The 17950-nt window shown below is 44.7% G+C and carries 16 protein-coding genes; 9 read left to right on the top strand and 7 right to left on the bottom strand.

The window, feature by feature from the left end; translation table 11 throughout:
* Nucleotides 1-66 precede the first annotated feature (66 nt).
* Nucleotides 67-426 carry a glutaredoxin gene (locus ACED41_RS16350; protein ID WP_017062638.1) on the top strand — a complete coding sequence of 120 codons (360 nt, stop codon included), beginning with the start codon at nt 67-69 and terminating at the stop codon, nt 424-426.
* 109 nt (nt 427-535) lie between these two features.
* On the opposite strand, the gene ACED41_RS16345 is transcribed toward ACED41_RS16350, so the two are convergent.
* Nucleotides 536-1171: an OmpA family protein gene (locus ACED41_RS16345; protein WP_029235219.1), complete on the bottom strand. Its 636-nt coding sequence runs from the start codon at nt 1169-1171 to the stop codon at nt 536-538.
* Nucleotides 1172-1429: 258 nt separating this feature from the next.
* On the opposite strand from ACED41_RS16345, the gene ACED41_RS16340 reads away from it, so the two are divergent.
* The 6 genes from ACED41_RS16340 (at nt 1430) to ACED41_RS16315 (ending at nt 7027) form a co-directional block, all read left to right on the top strand.
* Nucleotides 1430-2056 (top strand): thioredoxin domain-containing protein, encoded by a 627-nt coding sequence (locus tag ACED41_RS16340; RefSeq protein WP_017062641.1) that lies wholly within the window; start codon nt 1430-1432, stop codon nt 2054-2056.
* A gap of 76 nt (nt 2057-2132) precedes the next feature.
* Entirely contained in the window at nt 2133-2606 is a 474-nt protein-coding gene (locus tag ACED41_RS16335; protein ID WP_017062642.1) for an FKBP-type peptidyl-prolyl cis-trans isomerase, read from the top strand.
* A 172-nt stretch (nt 2607-2778) separates the two neighbouring features.
* On the top strand, nt 2779-3369 hold the full coding sequence (locus ACED41_RS16330) for a TetR/AcrR family transcriptional regulator (protein WP_371725292.1): 591 nt from the start codon (nt 2779-2781) through the stop codon (nt 3367-3369).
* 143 nt (nt 3370-3512) lie between these two features.
* Complete coding sequence (locus ACED41_RS16325) at nt 3513-4544, top strand: NADP-dependent oxidoreductase (RefSeq protein WP_017062644.1); 1032 nt, start codon at nt 3513-3515, stop codon at nt 4542-4544.
* A gap of 35 nt (nt 4545-4579) precedes the next feature.
* The gene (locus ACED41_RS16320; protein WP_017064479.1) at nt 4580-5200 is read left to right on the top strand and encodes a glutathione S-transferase family protein; all 621 of its coding nucleotides are present in this window, start codon (nt 4580-4582) and stop codon (nt 5198-5200) included.
* Nucleotides 5201-5350: 150 nt separating this feature from the next.
* On the top strand, nt 5351-7027 hold the full coding sequence (locus ACED41_RS16315; RefSeq protein ID WP_371725291.1) for a pseudouridine synthase: 1677 nt from the start codon (nt 5351-5353) through the stop codon (nt 7025-7027).
* Nucleotides 7028-7193: 166 nt separating this feature from the next.
* Here ACED41_RS16315 and ACED41_RS16310 read toward each other — a convergent pair whose 3' ends face one another.
* From ACED41_RS16310 to ACED41_RS16300, 3 genes are all read right to left on the bottom strand, one after another.
* Nucleotides 7194-7487: a YkgJ family cysteine cluster protein gene (locus ACED41_RS16310; protein WP_080582263.1), complete on the bottom strand. Its 294-nt coding sequence runs from the start codon at nt 7485-7487 to the stop codon at nt 7194-7196.
* Between the two features lie 175 nt (nt 7488-7662).
* Entirely contained in the window at nt 7663-8847 is a 1185-nt protein-coding gene (locus ACED41_RS16305; RefSeq protein ID WP_017064476.1) for a D-alanyl-D-alanine carboxypeptidase family protein, read from the bottom strand.
* Between the two features lie 178 nt (nt 8848-9025).
* Nucleotides 9026-9613, bottom strand: a complete 588-nt coding sequence (locus ACED41_RS16300) for a DUF4136 domain-containing protein (RefSeq protein ID WP_017064475.1) — start codon at nt 9611-9613, stop codon at nt 9026-9028.
* A 268-nt stretch (nt 9614-9881) separates the two neighbouring features.
* Here ACED41_RS16300 and ACED41_RS16295 point away from each other — a divergent pair, with 268 nt between their 5' ends.
* Nucleotides 9882-10136: a YgjV family protein gene (locus ACED41_RS16295; RefSeq protein ID WP_017068159.1), complete on the top strand. Its 255-nt coding sequence runs from the start codon at nt 9882-9884 to the stop codon at nt 10134-10136.
* Nucleotides 10137-10271: 135 nt separating this feature from the next.
* Here ACED41_RS16295 and ACED41_RS16290 read toward each other — a convergent pair whose 3' ends face one another.
* Nucleotides 10272-11735, bottom strand: a complete 1464-nt coding sequence (locus ACED41_RS16290; RefSeq protein ID WP_371725290.1) for a diguanylate cyclase domain-containing protein — start codon at nt 11733-11735, stop codon at nt 10272-10274.
* Between the two features lie 294 nt (nt 11736-12029).
* A complete protein-coding gene (locus ACED41_RS16285) occupies nt 12030-15197 on the bottom strand; it encodes a chitinase C-terminal domain-containing protein (protein ID WP_371725289.1) in 3168 nt (1055 codons plus the stop codon).
* 476 nt (nt 15198-15673) lie between these two features.
* On the opposite strand from ACED41_RS16285, the gene ACED41_RS16280 reads away from it, so the two are divergent.
* Nucleotides 15674-17260, top strand: coding sequence for a BCCT family transporter (locus ACED41_RS16280; protein WP_017072212.1), 1587 nt, complete (start codon nt 15674-15676; stop codon nt 17258-17260).
* Nucleotides 17261-17388: 128 nt separating this feature from the next.
* On the opposite strand, the gene ACED41_RS16275 is transcribed toward ACED41_RS16280, so the two are convergent.
* On the bottom strand, nt 17389-17751 hold the full coding sequence (locus ACED41_RS16275) for a RidA family protein (RefSeq protein ID WP_017062654.1): 363 nt from the start codon (nt 17749-17751) through the stop codon (nt 17389-17391).
* Between the last annotated feature and the right edge of the window lie 199 nt (nt 17752-17950).

The following is a 17950-nucleotide window of genomic DNA, read 5'->3' as shown; positions in this document are numbered from 1 at the left end:
TCTGACAAAACTTGTGTATATAATGCTGCAAATTGTAACGCTAATTTTAAATATGTAGAGAGAGTTATGAAGTTTATCCGTTGGTTCTTAGGTCGTGTCATCTTGTTATTGAATTTTGTTTTCAGCCCACGTGGTGTGAAGCGTTCTCAAGAAGAACAAAGCAAAGTAAATGAGCAAGCAAAAACGCACACGTTATACCAATTCGAAGCGTGCCCATTTTGTGTGAAAGTGCGCCGCGCGATGAAACGTCAGTCGGTTCAATTTGAACTTCGTGATGCAAAAAACAACGAGCAACACCGTGCTGAGCTTGAAGCTGGCGGCGGTCGTGTGAAAGTGCCTTGTCTACGTATCGAAAAAGACGGTAAAACTGAGTGGATGTACGAATCTTCAGATATCGTGACTTACTTAGAAAAGCAGTTTGCATAAGCAATAAAGCAACAAAAGTCAGATACAAAAAATCCCTCGAATGTGAGGGATTTTTTATGTCTGTTATTTGGCGTTAATCGCTTCAAATTGGGCGCGAAAGTTCAAACGACTACTTCGTGACAATCAGCATCAATTCAACACGGCGGTTACACGCCTTGCCTTGCGCAGAAGCGTTCGTACAAGCTGGAACATACTCACCGAAGCCACGAGTATAGATGGAACGACTTGATACGTAGTTACTCTCTAATCGAGCCTTCACTTCTTTTGCTCGCTGCTCTGAAAGCGGATCATTGATTCGATCTGTGCCCGTGTTATCGGTGTGCCCTTCAATCACCACATCAATATCTTGGCGTTGAGCAAGGTAGCTGCCTAGCGTATCTAGCCATTGATTATACGCTGGCTCAGGGAATGCTGAACCTGTTTTAAAGTTCACGTGCTGCTCAAGCTTTACCATCACATGGTTACCCGGCAACACTTCAAAATCGATGCGGTTTTGTCTTAAAAAGACTTCCAGTGGGTCGTTAGTCGAAACGCCACGTCCGTAGTTGGTCGTGATGGTTCTGTGTTGATGAGTGCTACTCTGGATAGAGTACCCACGATTGCTTGCTACATGAGTCGTTTGAACCACACCCCATTCAGGATGCATCAAGTCGTAATCGGTTTGTGGTGCAGTCTCTAGCATGTCACCGCCAAGTAAGTCAGTTGGTGACGTGGCTTCACACCCAGCCAAAGCTATGCTTAACATTATCGCTAAATATCTCATTACTTCACCAACCACTCATGCAGATAAACCATTCACTAATGTCTATATCGGCACCGAGGGAAAAACTTTAGACGAAAAGAAAGCAGAACCCAAAAAAGTGCTGTTGATCACAGTTAACCGTCTACTAGCTTGTGTTCAGCCGCTAGTTCGAACTGTTTGCATTTATTTACCTTATAATTGTTTTCCAATTCGTACTAAATAGTTAGAATCTCACGACTTCTCAACGCTAGAGCAAACATTATGTTTAAACCATTTACTAAATTCATCACAGCACTCGCTGCCGTACTCATTATCGCGGGTTGTAGTGAAACAGACGAGCCACAAAAAGGCGTTCAATACGAAGCGCTTCCTACTGCTCTAACAGAATTTAACTTGTCTCCGATCACTGAAATCTTCTCTCTTAACTGTGGTCACTGCCGTCAAATGGAAAGTGCCATTCCAGAGATTGAATCTCTAACAGACCAAACTATTGGCAAGATGCACGTGACGTTCAACGAAAGCGCTCAAATCAGCGCAATGATCTACTACACAGCAGTGATGCAGCTTGATGCGACGCCTGACCACGCATTCATGGACGACCTATTTGGTGCCGTTCAAATGGGTGCAGATGCAACACCTGAACAGCGTCAACAAGCACTAGAGACAGCGTTTACTTCTCGTGGTTTGGTTAGCCCATACCAGCTGAATAAAGAACAGCAAGTCGCTCTTTTCGACTACGTTAAGCAAGCAGAAGAGATCTCAGTAAAAGGTCAGATCAACTCAGTACCAACCTTTATCATCAACGGTAAATACCAAGTACTAACAGCAGGTCACCAAGACGTTGCTGGCATTGCAAAAACGATCAACTACCTTTTGACTCAACCATAATCACGGCTTTAGTCAACTGATTAACACATTTTGTATTAACTACGAAATTCAGCACTCAATATAAATAGGTTTTACTATGTCTAAATTTGTCATCCCGGTCATTGTCTTTCTTTTGGCGGGTTTCATGATTTACCGTACTTGGACGAATCATAAGTCTGGCGGAGAAAACTTCGAACAAGGCCAACAATTTCTAATTGAAAACGGCACTAAAGAAGGCGTGATTACGACTGAAAGCGGTCTTCAATACCTTGTTCTTGAAGAAGGTACAGGCACAGAGCACCCAACTAAGAACAGCAAAGTAACGGTTCACTACCACGGTACGCTAATCGACGGCACTGTTTTCGACAGCTCTGTTGAGCGCGGCGAGCCAATCTCATTTGCTCTTAAGCAAGTAATTAAAGGCTGGCAAGAAGGTTTGACTTACATGGTTGAAGGCCAAAAAGTTCGTCTATTTATTCCAAGCACTCTAGCTTACGGTAAAGGCGGTTCAGGCCCTATCCCACCATCATCGACTCTGATTTTTGATGTAGAACTCATCTCTATCAAATAATCGAAGTTACTGATTTAAGCCCCAACATACGCGCTATGTCGGGGCTTTTTTATATCTGAACATTTGAAGCCTCTTTAGATATTGAGCTATTTAGCTACTGTAACAACGACCAAATATACCCTCGAAAACCGACCACTAGACGACTGGTCTAATTTAACTTATAGTACCGCCCATGAACGAAAAAACGAATGACACACGCCTGCATGTTTTAGATGTTGGCTACCAATTAATAGTGAACAACGGCTTTAACGGCGTTGGCTTATCGCAATTGCTTAAAGAAGCGGACGTGCCGAAAGGGTCGTTTTACCACTACTTTAAATCGAAAGAGCAATTTGGCGAGGCTCTGATCCAGCACTATTTTGAGACCTACATCAGCAGAGTTGAAACTATTTTGGTTCATGGTGAAGGCAACCATTACCAGAGAATTGTCAGTTATTTCACTCGATGGTCACAGATTGAAAACGGCACCTGCAATGCTCATAAATGCTTGGTCGTTAAACTCAGCGCGGAAGTTTCTGATCTTTCTGATCCTATGCGCCAAGCGCTATTAAAGGGTGCAGAAAAAGTGACGAATACCATCGAACAGTGCATTGTCGGCGGTATTGAAGATGGCTCCATAAAGGTTGAAGAGAGCCAAGAAGCAGCTCAGAACCTATACTCAATGTGGTTAGGCGCCAGCTTATTGAGCAAGCTGAGCCAAAGCTCACATAGCTTACAGTCAGTTTTGAGCCTTACCGAACGAATTTTAAAAGGTGAAAGCTAATAACGCGCAGCGCGCTTTATTGGCTTTAACTTAAAAAAATCACCCGCCCTCTTATCAATTTGATGACGGCGGGATTTTTAGACAACAAGACTAGACGACTGGTCTAATTCTAAATGTATAAAATACACAATTAAGGACATCCAATGACTCAACAAGACAATCGCCGAATCGTATTGGCTTCTCGCCCAGTTGGCGCACCGACTCAAGACAACTTCCGTTTAGAGACAATAGCTGCGCCAAGCATCAAAGACGGCGAGATGTTACTTCGCTCAGTTTACCTTTCTCTAGACCCATACATGCGTGGTCGTATGAGCGATGCTAAATCCTACGCAGATCCCGTTGCGATTGATGAAGTGATGGTAGGCGCAACCGTATGTCAGGTTGAAGAATCAAACCACGCTGATTACGAAATTGGCGAGTGGGTACTGGCTTACACAGGTTGGCAAGATCTTGGTGTGTCTAACGGTGAAGGCCTTATCAAACTAGGTAAAGAACCAACGCACCCTTCTTACGCGCTTGGCATCATGGGTATGCCTGGTTTTACTGCTTACATGGGCTTGCTTGATATCGGCCAACCTAAAGAAGGCGACACGCTAGTCGTTGCAGCAGCAACAGGTGCTGTAGGCGCAACCGTTGGACAAATCGGCAAACTAAAAGGCTGTCGTGTTATCGGCGTTGCAGGCGGTCAAGAGAAGTGTCAGTACGCGAAAGAGATTCTTGGCTTTGATGAATGCATCGACCACAAAGCTGACGACTTCGCGGAGCAATTGGCTAAAGCGTGTGACAACGGCATCGACGTTTACTTTGAAAACGTTGGCGGCAAGGTATTCGATGCAGTAATGCCTCTGCTTAACACAGGTGCTCGTATTCCTGTGTGTGGCCTTATCTCTCAATACAATGCGACTTCACTGCCTGAAGGACCAGATCGTATGTCTAGCCTGATGGGTATGCTGCTTGTTAAAAGAATTAAGATGCAAGGTTTCATCATCTTTGATGACTACGCACACCGTTACAACGAATTTGCTGTTCAAATGACAGAATGGTTGTCTCAAGGCAAGATGCACTATCGTGAGCACCTGGTTGAAGGTCTAGAAAATGCGCCACAAGCATTCATGGGCCTATTGGAAGGTCAGAACTTCGGTAAGCTTGTTATCAAAACGAACGAAGCTAAATAAATTCAATAAACTGAACCCGTTAACTAGGTAGAATCATGATTACTTTGCATCACCTGAATAAGTCGCGCTCAAAGCGCATCATCTGGCTATTGGAAGAGCTTGGGGTAGATTACCAAATCAAACCCTACCAACGAGACAGTGTCACTTTTCTTGCACCACCAGAACTCAAATCCATTCACCCATTGGGTAAATCTCCTGTCATTGAAGACGATGGCGTCGTGATCACTGAATCTGGTGCTATCACGGAATACCTAATCGACAAATACGGTCAGGGTAAGTTCGCACCTACACGCGGCACCGCAAACTACGTTGAGTATTCGCAATGGCTTCACTTCGCTGAGAGTTCAGGTATTTTGCCAATGTTACTTAAGATCTTTGTGATGAAAGACGGCTGCGAAACTAACTTCCTAGGCGGTTATGCAGACGATGAAAACCAAAAGATCCTCACTTACGTGAATAATGCACTTGAAGGTAAAACCTACTTGGTTGCAGACACACTAACAGGTGCAGATTTTATGATGTCGTTCATCGTAGAAATCGTGGGTAACTTTGGTGCAACTGCGCTTTACCCTAACATCGCTAAATACGGTGAACTTTTAAAGAGCCACCCTGCTTACCAAAAAGCTGAGCAAGTAGAGCTAGAACACTCGAACTGATCGAGTTTCACTCAAACACGTACTTGCTAGAGTAAACACAAGAAACTAAATGAAGCCAAAGCCGATTTATCTTCTGCTTTGGCTTCTCATTTGTCTTCATTTCGACAACAATACCGAACTCTAACTGAACAGCCATAGAGTTTGATCTTAATGCCAACAAACCTCGCTCAATACACACCTCTGCACCTAGCAAACACGAATGTCGATTTAGCGCTACCGACTCGTTTTACGTTTCCGTATTACTATACCCCGCACCCTGTGTGTGAATTCGCTATGCTGCAGCTTCAGCAATCACTTGTCGACTGTGGTGTGAATGAAACCTCGCAAGGTAATCTCTACGCTGTGCTTCTTGTTCAGAATCCAACCACACAAGGGTTAGGTTACCTTTCTGCGTTTTCAGGCTTGCAGTTAGATCCGGCTTTGGTCTCTCAGTTAAACAACATTCACTTTGTTCCACCAGCCTTCGATTCAAAACAGTTTCAATCTCAAAACAGTGCGAACCTTGCTCGACAATTGCAGCTCTCGGACGACATTGAAAAGCTGCAACAGTCGCACAATCTAGACACATTATTGGCCGAGCTTGAAGGGTTAAAAAGCGAATCAGCAAAAGCTATCGAAGCCTTTCAGTTAGCAATGGCCGCAAACAAAGCTCAGCGTAACGAACTCAGAGAACAAGCCAATCAAGAAAAAGCATTAGGGAATCTAGAGTCAGCGGCGAATTTGCTCAAACAACTGGGTAATCAAAGTAGCCAAGAGAAACGTGACCTAAAAGCACTTCGTATTGAGTGGAAACAGAAGATCGCAGAGCGCCAATCACAAATTGATTTGATTGAAAGCGAACTGAAAAACCGTAAGCAAGATCACCAAGCAGTTTCACAACAGTTGGAAACTCAACGCCTCTCTCACTATCGCTTTATCAATCAAGCCAAGCAATCTAAGAATTTACTCGAGTTGCTCGATGGTAAAGACGCGCTTGAAGGCTCTGGTGACTGCTGCCTACCTAAGTTGCTTAACTTTGCGTTTGAACACGGGTTCAAGCCGTTAGCATTATCTGAGTTTTGGTGGGGATTACCGCCTACAGACATCATTCGACAACACGCAAACCTCTACCCTGTTTGTCAGAGTAAAAGCTTTGAGATCCTCGAACACCAGTTAAGTGGCATAGAGCTAGAAGATAACCCGCTTATCGTGAACCCTGCGGTTGGTAAGTCTTTTAATATTGTTTATGAAGACGATGAAATCGTAGTCGTCAATAAGCCTGAAGAGTTCTTGTCGGTTCCCGGTAAGTTCATCGAAGATTCAGTTTATACCCGCATAAAAGCGCGTTACCCGGATGCGACTGGTCCTTTGATTATCCATAGGTTGGATATGTCGACGTCAGGTTTGTTGATCTTGGCGCTCACGGCGGAATCAAACAAGCATATTCAGAAGCAGTTCATTAATAGAACCGTAGAGAAACGCTACACCGCTTTGTTAGATGGCGAGATAACGGGCGAATCTGGCAATATCAGCCTTCCTTTGCGCGGCGACATCACGGACAGACCAAGACAACTGGTTTGTCACCAACACGGCCGAAATGCAGAGACCCATTGGCAAGTGGTTAGCACTCACAATGGCAAAACCAAGGTTCACTTGTACCCTAAAACAGGGCGAACCCACCAGCTGCGAGTGCACTGTGCTCATCCATTAGGGCTTGCTATACCTATTCGTGGTGACGACTTATACGGATACAAACGCGAGCGCTTACACCTGCACGCTGGCTACTTAAAGTTGATTCACCCGACAACCGGTGAATGGATGGAGTTTGAAGTGCCTTCCGAGTTCTAAACTCTAACTTATCGAGCTAAGACTCTTATCTCACTCAATATTTGATCTCATAAAACGCATCAAGGTTCTACAACTGCTTAAGGTATAGAACCCTGATATTTAATTTTAATGTGATTATCACAGTTCATTAGCGTACTTTAGTTACTGAGTTCAATACTGCAGACGCCTAGCCCATCACATCTTTGCGCTGGTCAACACATTCGAAAGAGCCCATTTCGAACTCGCGACAGATCCATGGTCGGTTTTCGTAGATAGTACACATCAGTGTTTCTCTATCTACCGCAGAACACCAGCCGTCGTCTAAGCGCTTCATGGTTTCACCGCCCCATTCATCATAAGCGATGTGCTCTTCAGGTACGCCCGTATCTGTGATGATCATAACCTCTAAACGACAACAGCATGCCTGACAATTTGCACAGGTTACTTCGGGTTCGGTTACGTTCTTTATATCTATCGTCATAAGTGACTACACTGCTAAATTTTGCGTATAGTAATCGAAACCGCCCGCTACGGCTAATAAAGATAGTGCGGCGCGGCGTTTTCATTGATGTAGAAATAACAAAGGGCGCTGTGATTCACTCACAACACCCATAATATTTCGACTTTTCAGCGCGGCTTATCGCCACAGGCTCTATTTAGAACAGGCTCGCGAAGAACAGCTTAACGTAGTCTATTAAACGTTTGAACAAACCGCCCTGTTCAACCGCTTCAAGCGCGATCAAAGGCTGAGTTTGAACATCTTCGCCATCAACGGTGTAATGAACCACACCTAGAGTTTGACCTTCTGCAATTGGCGCTTTCAGTTCAGAGTTAAGCTCGATAGATGCAGTCAGCTTTTTACTGTCTGACTTAGGCAACGTAATGAACGTGTCTTCTGCCACACCTAATTTCAATGTGTCTTGCTCACCAAACCATACCTTCTCTTCAGCCACTTGATCGCCGCCTTTATGCGGGTTTAGTGTATCGAAGAAACGGAAACCGTAGCTCAACAGCTGTTTGCTGTCTGATTCACGGCTCTTAACGCTTGATGCGCCCATCACAACCGCGATAAGTCTCATCTCACCTTGTGTCGCTGAACTCGCCAAACTGTAGCCAGCACCAGAGGTGTAGCCCGTTTTCATGCCATCAACGGTTAAGCTTCTATCACGCAACAAGCCATTACGGTTATGTTGAGTGATGCCGTTGTAACTGAAAGAGCGTTCGCTGTATAAGCCATACACATCCGGTAAATCACGAATAATGGCACGACCGAGTAACGCGATATCGTAAGGAGTCGAATAGAGGTCGTCTGCATCCAAACCATGTGCATTGGCAAAATGGGTGTTTTCTAGCTTCAGAGAGGTAGCCCAAGAGTTCATCAGGTCAACGAATGCATCTTGTGAGCCTGCAACATGCTCTGCAATCGCAACGCTAGCATCATTACCGGATTGAATAATCAAGCCACGATAAAGATCCATCATTGCTACATCGGTGTTTACTTCGATGAACATTTTTGAAGAGTCTGGGAAGTTCTTCGCCCACGCGTTCTCACTGATTCGTACCTGATCATCAGCAGAGATGTTGCCTCGCTTCATCTCTTGACCTGCCACATAGCTGGTCATCAGTTTGGTCAAGCTTGCTGGGTTTAACTTCGTATGTGCGTTTTTTTCTACCAGCACATCACCAGAATTAAAATCAATTAACACATACCCTTTTGCGCCTAGGCTAGGTGGGCTTGGTACTATAGAAGGTGCTGCGATAGCTGCATTACTTACCATCGCGGCGTTACTTACAATGAATATACTTAATAGAGGGAGAGAGTATTTGGAAAACAGTTTCATTGAATCAAACCTAAGTTAACGTTTTGAGCAGTATAGACAAATGCTAGCAAAAGAAGCGCGAACTTTACGTTGCTTTACGTATTTGTACCATTCGTTACAAATAAAAAAGTATAATCTGCGATCTGACCATATTTTCCACAACTAATATTTACTCCACGAATGCATTCAACGCCTAATGCTATCGCTCAGGCATGCGTCTAAATAACATTTCAACAAAGCCAGTAATACGCTGTTTGCTCTCGCTTGGCTCTAAATCAGGTTGGATGCCAGACTGTGCTAATGCTTGCCATTGTACGACCTCTGAGTTAGGTACGAAAAACGCAATGTACAACGACCCTTTCTCCGCGACTTTACCTTCACCATCGTAAAATGGCACACCAGTAGATAGCTTAATCGCATCGAAGATAGACTCATCGTTCAGTTCCGATTCTTCCGCTAATCCAAAGCCTACAACAACATCACCGACACCATCCTGCTTTAACTGATAACCTTTACTTGAGAGCTGTTCTTGAATCGAATCACGCACTAAATCGGTTACCACGGTTTCATCGTATTTTTGAGAAAGGTAAACCTTTTCTGACTCAGGGTGCCAGGAGTACGTCATCACGCCGTGTTTCATGAAACCAAAGTCACCGCTAGTGACCACACCATAATTGTGTGTGGGTGGTATTTCTTGCGTAGAGCATGCGGTCAGCCCAATAGCCATCAAAGCCAATAGTGCTGCTTTTTTTATGCTTTTTGTTGCACAAATGGATCGTTTTATCATTCGAGGCTTCCTTACCTATATAAGAATAACTATCAATTCAACCTCCAACATAAATAGTAATTATGTTAATAGAAAGGTCATTAAACGTTTGCGTAATCGCTAACCTTCACCTCTGTCTGTTTTGGGGGTTTAATCACAAAAACAGAGTTGGTATAGTTCTCCCCGTTAAACAAAACCAGACCATTCGAGGCACGGAGCTTCCTCAATCATCTCATGAAGAGAAGAATTGGTACCGACAAAGTATCGGCAAATTTAAGAGGGTCAAACAATGGAATTCAATATGGTTGAAATTTTAGGTTACGCTGCGTCTATTATGGTCGCAATTTCATTAACAATGAAAGATATCGTTCGTCTGCGTGTCCTTAACTTTATTGGCTGTGCACTCTTCACAGCATACGGCATCATGATTGACGCATGGCCAGTTGCAGCCACCAACGGCTTTATCGCTTGTGTAAACATCTACTTCCTTGCAAAAATGCAAAAGGAAAAAAAAACGGAAGCGATGAAAGCAGCGAAAGCTTAAATTAACGATTAGCCTTTCAAATAATTCTGAAAAAGCCCAAATAGAGCGATCTATTTGGGCTTTTTTGTGTTTGTCGTTCTCAAGAGCTCGATTTGTGTGAACAAAACTTTTCAATTCAATGAGGCTTTCAACCGATCACATGTAAGCAACGTGATATTCGTTCTCTCGATACGCTTGAGTGTTGTTACGTCCACTCTCTTTTGCTTGATAAAGCGCTTTGTCGGCTTTATCGATAGCGGTTTCAATGTCAGTCAGTGCTTGAGCATGGCAACAACCAGCGCTGATTGTTACTGGCGACACTAAGCCTTGAAGTTGCTCAACACATAACCGTAACGCCTCTGATAATTCGAATAACTCATGTTCATCACAATCAAACGTCACCAAAATAAACTCTTCACCGCCATAGCGTGCAATCAAACGACGACGGTTAACAAATCTCTTCAGTGATTTTGCGACCTCACAGATAACCCTATCGCCTTGAGCATGACCATATTGATCGTTCACCCGCTTGAAATGGTCAATATCCAGCAAAATGACACCGACATTTGTTAGCGGATAAGGCGACCTTTGAGTAATTTTCAGTTTTAGCTGCTCGATAAAACTCCGTCGGCTAGGAAGGCCTGTGAGGTAATCGAGGCTCGCAACATCCAATATTTTGAGATGACGATGCCGCAGGTAAAGCACCAGAACAACAATGATACTCAGTAGACTAACAACCAACGTCATCAAACTTGCCAACAATAAGCTGTGGTTCTTGTTGAGCTCTTGTTCTAAGACACCAGCAGAAATAACCCAATTAAGATACGGATAAAACTTGTAGAAGATGTTTTTACTCGTCGTGCCATCTGCCGTAGAGATAGAGTAACTAAAGTGACCTTCAGGTTCATCGACGACTTTATCGATAAGCAACTCTGAAGAGTCATCAATCAAGGTTTTTAAGTGCTCGTGTTCAAAGTTAGGTTGAAGGACTAACGTGCCTTGTAAATCAACGATATATACATAGCCACTATCGCCATACGAGTACTTTCTCAATTTGTCTTTAAGTGCTTCGAGATCAACCAGGTACATCAGTTCATCTTTATAGGTGGTCGCCACCAATGTATTGCCACTCGGTAGCCTCACTGAATATGCGACCTTCGCACGCTTGCCAACTTCATTTGGATTGGCGTGCGAGTATTGGGTCATTCCAGACTGTAAGCTCAGTTGTTGTTGAATATGGGTTAAATGCGCGCGATTTTTCCCTTGTAAAAACGGGTGATATAGATGAATACCTTGTGGTGACATCAGGTAGATATAACCAGACTCTCCAATCACCAATTCGTTGGCAATTCGAATGACTTCTTCAACTTCTTGTTCTGGAGAGACACGCAGTGCGTGAGAGGCGACGGTATCAGTCACACCTTTAAGATATGTCTTTATCGCCTCATTAACTGTGGTGTCGACAATATCGTAACTCGCGTTCACAATAGTACGAAAAAACAGTTGGTTAGATTCCAACAATGACCTTTCAGTTCGATTAAATTGAAAGGCAGAAAGAATCATCGACACGACGGCGAGCGCAATTGAAAAATTAAGAATGTATTTACGTCTGACTTTCAAGATTACCCCGTAGATTTATAATTTCAGGTAACGCTGTGACTTCTCTTATATACAGACTGTTTTATATCATGTTTTTATTTTTTACTGAACGAGTGTCGATATTTTTAAGGGTTTCTATACGTAATCTGTGACTTATAACAAAAACGCCGAACTGGATTCAGTTCGGCTTTTTGATTTTACGTCTAGATTGATTACTTAATTGATACTAATTCCTGATAAATAGACTTAAAAGCATTTGTGTTTATTACCTATTACTACACTCTATTGTCTATAAATAGTTTGCTTAGAATTAAATTAAGAACAAACTTGAGTCCAGCTACCATCGCTACCCGGTTCAGAACTTGTCCACCAGTTTGCTTGGTAAATACTGCCGTTGTGAACCACTTGGTCACCTGTGTTTGCATGGCTTGGATTACCCGCCCAATCTTTCTGAGGTAAGTCTGGGTAAACCGCTAAACCAGCTGTATCACATGTACCTGGGTTTGTGCCACCATCGCCAGGGTTACCGCCACCCGAACTGATATCACCTAATGGTAGGTCTGGTTGCTCAAAGCTAAAGGCATAATCGACACCATTCACGCTTACTGCATAGTTAGCAGGGCCCGAGATTGGCAAGTAATACACCATATCTAGCTCATACACACCACCAGCTGGAAGCTCTTCCCATGTCGGCAACGTAAACGCCACTCGGTGCATGGTTCCATCTAGTCCACCGATGTTATCCGCGCGAGTATGACCTGAAGCAATCACGGTCAAACCACCACCCGATTGATCTTTCGCGTTATCAGGTGCAGATACTGGGATATCGAATTGGAACTCAGTTCCACCCGGAAGAGCTTGCCCTGTGTTGTTCGTGAACGTGATCTTAGGGTTGATTGGGTAGTTTTGGTCACCGACTTTGAAGCCACCAACCGATACCGCGATATCTAGCGCTTCTGTTGGAATAGCACCCGTCGCTACTTTGTTTCCATATGGTGTTGCAGACTTAAACTTATCGTAGATAGCTTTCGTCATGGTGTTACCCATGTGGAACTCACCGTTACCGCTGTTACACGCTTGCTCAGTCGTATCGATAGAGCTTCGGTTGCCATTCGCATCGAGAACATAACAGTTATAATCCCCTGCTAGTTCCCAGAACATAATGCCGCCGATCTCTTTGTCGATAACGTAGTCCGCTTTCACGTCGATAGACTGTTTATCTTCTGTTGAAAGGAATACGCCCTTCTCTGCGTTCCACAACCAAGGGGCAACCGCCACACTGTCGTAGTTTCTCGTGTAAGTGCCCGTTAGAACATCTGAAGGATCATTCACAGGATCAAGCTTGTAAGCTTCAGCGTAAGAGCCCCAAATACCCTTCTCTAGGTTCTTCGCGTGCCACATAGGGTTAGAACCCGCGCCCATTTCGTTACCTTTTGGATCGGTATCGTGCCACATGTTGTCGATACCAATAGCGCCATGGCCACAGTTGTTTTTCTCGCCTTCACCCGTACCCGCTGAACATTCAGATTGGTTTGGCAGTGCTGCTCGGCCCCAAAGACCATTCTCACCACCCGTTACGCCTTGCCAACCACGAGTGTAGTAAGGCACACCGATGTTAATACGGCCTGCTGGCATAGAACCACGGAAGTAATGGTAAGCCCAATCCGTGTTCAGATAACCAATACCACCGTAAGCCGCCGTGTCGTATACGTTCCACTGCGCTAGCTCTGAATCTTTACCCGTATCAAACAAGGCTGCGTTATGACCTACGTGATCGTTCCACGCACCGTGAAGGTCGTAAGACATGATGTTTACGTAATCGAGGTACTTGGTTACATCGAATGTTTCCATACCGCGTAATAGGTAACCAGAAGAAGGCGCTGCGATCGTTAACATGTAGTGATTGCCATCTTGCGCAGACGCCGCATCGAGCTTCTCACGTAGCACTTTCATCAACACTTGGTACGACGCCCACAGGTATTGACGACGCGGCTCCATGAAGTCTTTGTCGTATGGGTTACCTGCGCCAGCCATAGAAGTTGGGTATTCGTAATCGATATCTAGACCATCGAACTGGTACTTACGCAGCATTTCGACCGCTGAAGTCGCGAATGTTTCGATACCTTGATGGTTGATAGAACCATCAGCATTGGTCGTCATGGTGTAGAAACCACCATCAGCCACGCGGCTGCCATCAGTCGCGAAGTGACCACCTGTTTCAGCCCAACCACCGATTGAGATTAACGTTTTCACGCCGTGTTTTTTCTTCGCTGTCGCTAATGCACCGAAGTGACCTTTGAAGCCTAATGCCGGATCAACTTCCACACCCGGCCACTCTTTACCAACCGCTGCGTTATTTGGATCGTTTACATCACCGACGTTTACTTTGCCATCTGAACCGATGCTCACGAAAGCGTAGTTAATGTGTGTGAGTTGTTCCCAAGGAATATCATTTACTAGGTAAGCAGCTTGTGGGTCATCCCCTGCACGCCAACTTGTGAAGTAACCAATGACACGACGGGGATGGTCTGCGCCCATTTTCTCACGGCCTTCATCATCGTAAATTGTACAGTAAGGAACATCGACACCTTGAGTTTGATATAAGCCATCAGGGCGACATGTGCTCACTGTTGGAGCGCCGTTCACGGTCAAAGATGCCAACGCAGAATCTGCAGTCGCACCTTGGTCGTCTGTTGCTTTCGCGTAAACCGCTAAAGAACCCGCTTGAGTTGTTGTGTAATCTAACGTGTAAGGGCTCGTTGCAGCAGTGCCCACAAGAGCACCCGCTACGTAGAAATCAACCTTATCAACCGTGCCATCGCTATCTGCTGCCGTTGCTGTCAGTGTGACTACACCACCAACATCAACAGATGTCACTGAAAGTGCAACTGAAACTGTCGGTGCTTCATTCCCTGGTTGTGCTGAATCAACAGAAACAGAAACCGCACTTGCAACACTTGCTGCGCCTTCATTATCCGTTGCAACAACAGAAACCTGATGATTACCCGACGTTGCAGCCCAAGTCGCTTCGAAAGGTGCCGCTGTGACTACCGCAACAGATGCGCCATCAACAAAGAACTCAACCGAAGCCACACTGCCATCAGAATCTAGTGCTGTTGCACTCAATACAACATTATCGCCTTCAGTAATCACGTCAGAAGCAGAGGGTGCCGTTAATGAAGCCGTTGGTACTTCATTTGGCGTACCGCCACCTCCGCCACCACTACACACATCAATCTTTTTCCATTGTGCATAGTCACCCTCAAATTGGCTCGGGTTGTTATTTTGATTCCAGTAATTCGCTGAGTACGCGCTGCCGTCATGTGAAACCTGATCACCACCGGTGTACACCGTGGCGGAATCCCACGCTTCTAACGTTGAACAATCCACAGCCGCGTAGCTGTTGAACGCCATTAAGCATGACGCGGTGAGAGTACTGAGTGTAAAAACTTTCTTGGCCACTCTTCCTTGGTTTAGGTGCATGTTAGCTGTCCCTTAAGTTATTGTTTCAAGATGCTTAATTTAAGTGTCATATTTCTCATCACTTAAATCTCTTCGCAAAACAACTGTAGGTAACAGTGCCAATTTAACACCTAAAATATTCGATATTTATAAAATGACTCGCATTAATTTGTTTATAGCATGCAATGAGTCGACACTTATTTTGCACGAACAACTAATATTAAATTTATTTCGGTACGCTAAAAAATATCGCCTAATTCGTATCCTTAATTACAAAACTCTATTCATATCTGCTTTATTTGTTCGTTCTGAAATTTCGTTTTAAAACTAACCAAAAGGGATTGATTTCGCCGTAGAACTGATTTCTTTTCTAAATTTGCCCACTTTTTCTTAACAATTGTGGTAGTATCGCGGATTTTTTTGACGAACCTCACATTTCCAATGCAAGTGTGGGAGAAATACATAGGCTCGAAAGAGCCAAATATAGCGAAGAAATAATGTCCAACTTGACGCAAGTCGCCAACGAAAACATCAACGCAGAATCTACTTCTATCGATTTCAATAAAGCTCAATCTTTGGGTGAAAAACTGGAACTCGGAAACCCAGTCTTTTGGCTTAGTGGCAGTTTTTTAACCCTCTTTGTCATCCTAGCCTTCACCAACACCTCCGTGTTGTCCGAACTTGTAAACATCGGCTTTAGTTATTCAACTAAGTGGTTCGGTGCTTTCTGGCAAGTCCTACTACTTCTCAACTTCATTATCGGTTTAGTGCTTGCACTAGGTCGCACCGGCCACGTTCGCTTAGGAACGCTTGCCCTACCTGAAATGACCACCTTTAAATGGATGTCTATCGTCCTATGTACGCTGCTAGCCGGCGGTGGTGTGTTCTGGGCAGCCGCAGAGCCTATCGCTCACTTTGTTTCAGCTCCGCCACTGTATGGCAACGCAGATCCTCAAGCGATGGCGTTCAATGCTCTATCACAATCTTTCATGCACTGGGGTTTCCTTGCATGGGCAATCTTAGGCGGTTTGTCTTCCATCGTGTTAATGCACTTGCATTACGACAAAGGCCTTCCTCTTAAGCCTCGCACTCTGCTTTACCCAGTACTTGGCGACAAAGCGATTAACAGTTGGGTTGGTAACGTTGTCGACGCATGCAGCATCGTGGCTGTAGCCGCAGGTACTATCGGCCCTATCGGCTTCCTTGGCCTACAAATCAGCTACGCACTGAGCGAACTGTTTGGCATTTCAGACAGCTTTGCAACTCAAAGTGTTGTTATTATCTTTGCTATCGCAATGTACACGCTTTCTGCTTTGAGCGGCGTGAACAAAGGTATCCAACTGGTAAGCCGTTACAACATCATCTTGTCTGTGTGTCTAATCGGCTACATCCTTCTTGTTGGCCCAACGAGCTTCATCGTTGATGGCTACCTGCAAGGTATGGGCGAAATGGTTGATAACTTCATCCCAATGGCGCTATACCGCCAAGATACAGCGTGGCTAGGTGGTTGGACGGTATTCTTCTGGGGTTGGTTCTTAGGTTATGGCCCAATGATGGCTATCTTCATTGCTCGCATCTCACGTGGCCGTACTATTCGCCAAATGATCGTTTCTATCAGCATCGTTGCACCGCTTGTAACGTGTTTCTGGTTTAGCATCGTTGGTGGTAGTGGTCTAGCGTTTGAATTAGAGAACCCAGGTGTGATTTCTAGTGCGTTCGAAGGCTTCAACCTTCCGGCGGTTCTTCTAGCAATTACCGCGCAACTGCCGTTCCCAACTCTGATTGCAATTCTGTTCCTGATCCTGACGACCACGTTCATCGTGACAACAGGTGACTCAATGACTTACACCATCAGTGTGGTAATGACGGGTACGACAGAGCCAAACGCAGCGGTACGTACTTTCTGGGGTATCATCATGGGTGCGGTAGCGATCGCACTTATCTCAATGGGTTCAGGCGGCATCTCCGCTCTACAGTCGTTCATTGTAATCACAGCGGTTCCGGTATCGTTTATCTTGCTCCCGTGTCTATGGCACGCGCCGAAGATCGCGAAGCAGATGGCAAGAGATCAAGGTATCGCTTAATACCTGACCCGATTTAGTTTCGGGTAGCGTAGAACACTAAAAAGCCACTCAAGTGATTCACCTGAGTGGCTTTGTTTTATCTGTTCGTTACTTCTATCTACGAAGCTTATTTCAATCGATAGTTCGGCTTATTGAAACTTTTCACCCGCAGCAACCATAAACGACATCTCAACCAGTAGCTCAGGATTAGCAAGTTCTGCTTTCACGCATGCACGGCTTGGCGCGCAGCCTTCAGGGAACCACGCTTCCCAAACTTCATTGAGTGCATCAAAGTTAGCGAAATCCGTGAGATAAATAGTCACTGACAATACGCGAGATTTGTCGCTGTCTACCAAACTCATCATTTCTTCGGCTTGTTCGAAGATTTGCTGAACCTGACTCTTAATTCCTGCTGTTGTATCCGTCTCTGCCACTTCCACAAAGCTTGCAATACCGTTAAAAACAGTTACATCAGACCAACGTTTGGTCGGGTTAATTCTATGAATTTTCACTGGTTATACTCTTCTTATAATTAGGGTGAACATCAGCGTAATCTAATCCAAATCGCGAATATTGAAAACAAAAATTGGAAAACTCGCGGTACCTTTTGAACAGCACTATCGCTTCCCCATTGCTTTGGTTCTCAACATCACTAGCCTTTAAGCCCCTATCGAGACAATAAGTCGCCACGTGTCAAATCTCTAGATAAAT

It is taken from the genome of Vibrio sp. 1F255, from assembly GCF_041439145.1.
Lineage (GTDB): Bacteria > Pseudomonadota > Gammaproteobacteria > Enterobacterales > Vibrionaceae > Vibrio > Vibrio crassostreae_C.
This window is presented reverse-complemented; position numbering and strand designations above follow the sequence as displayed.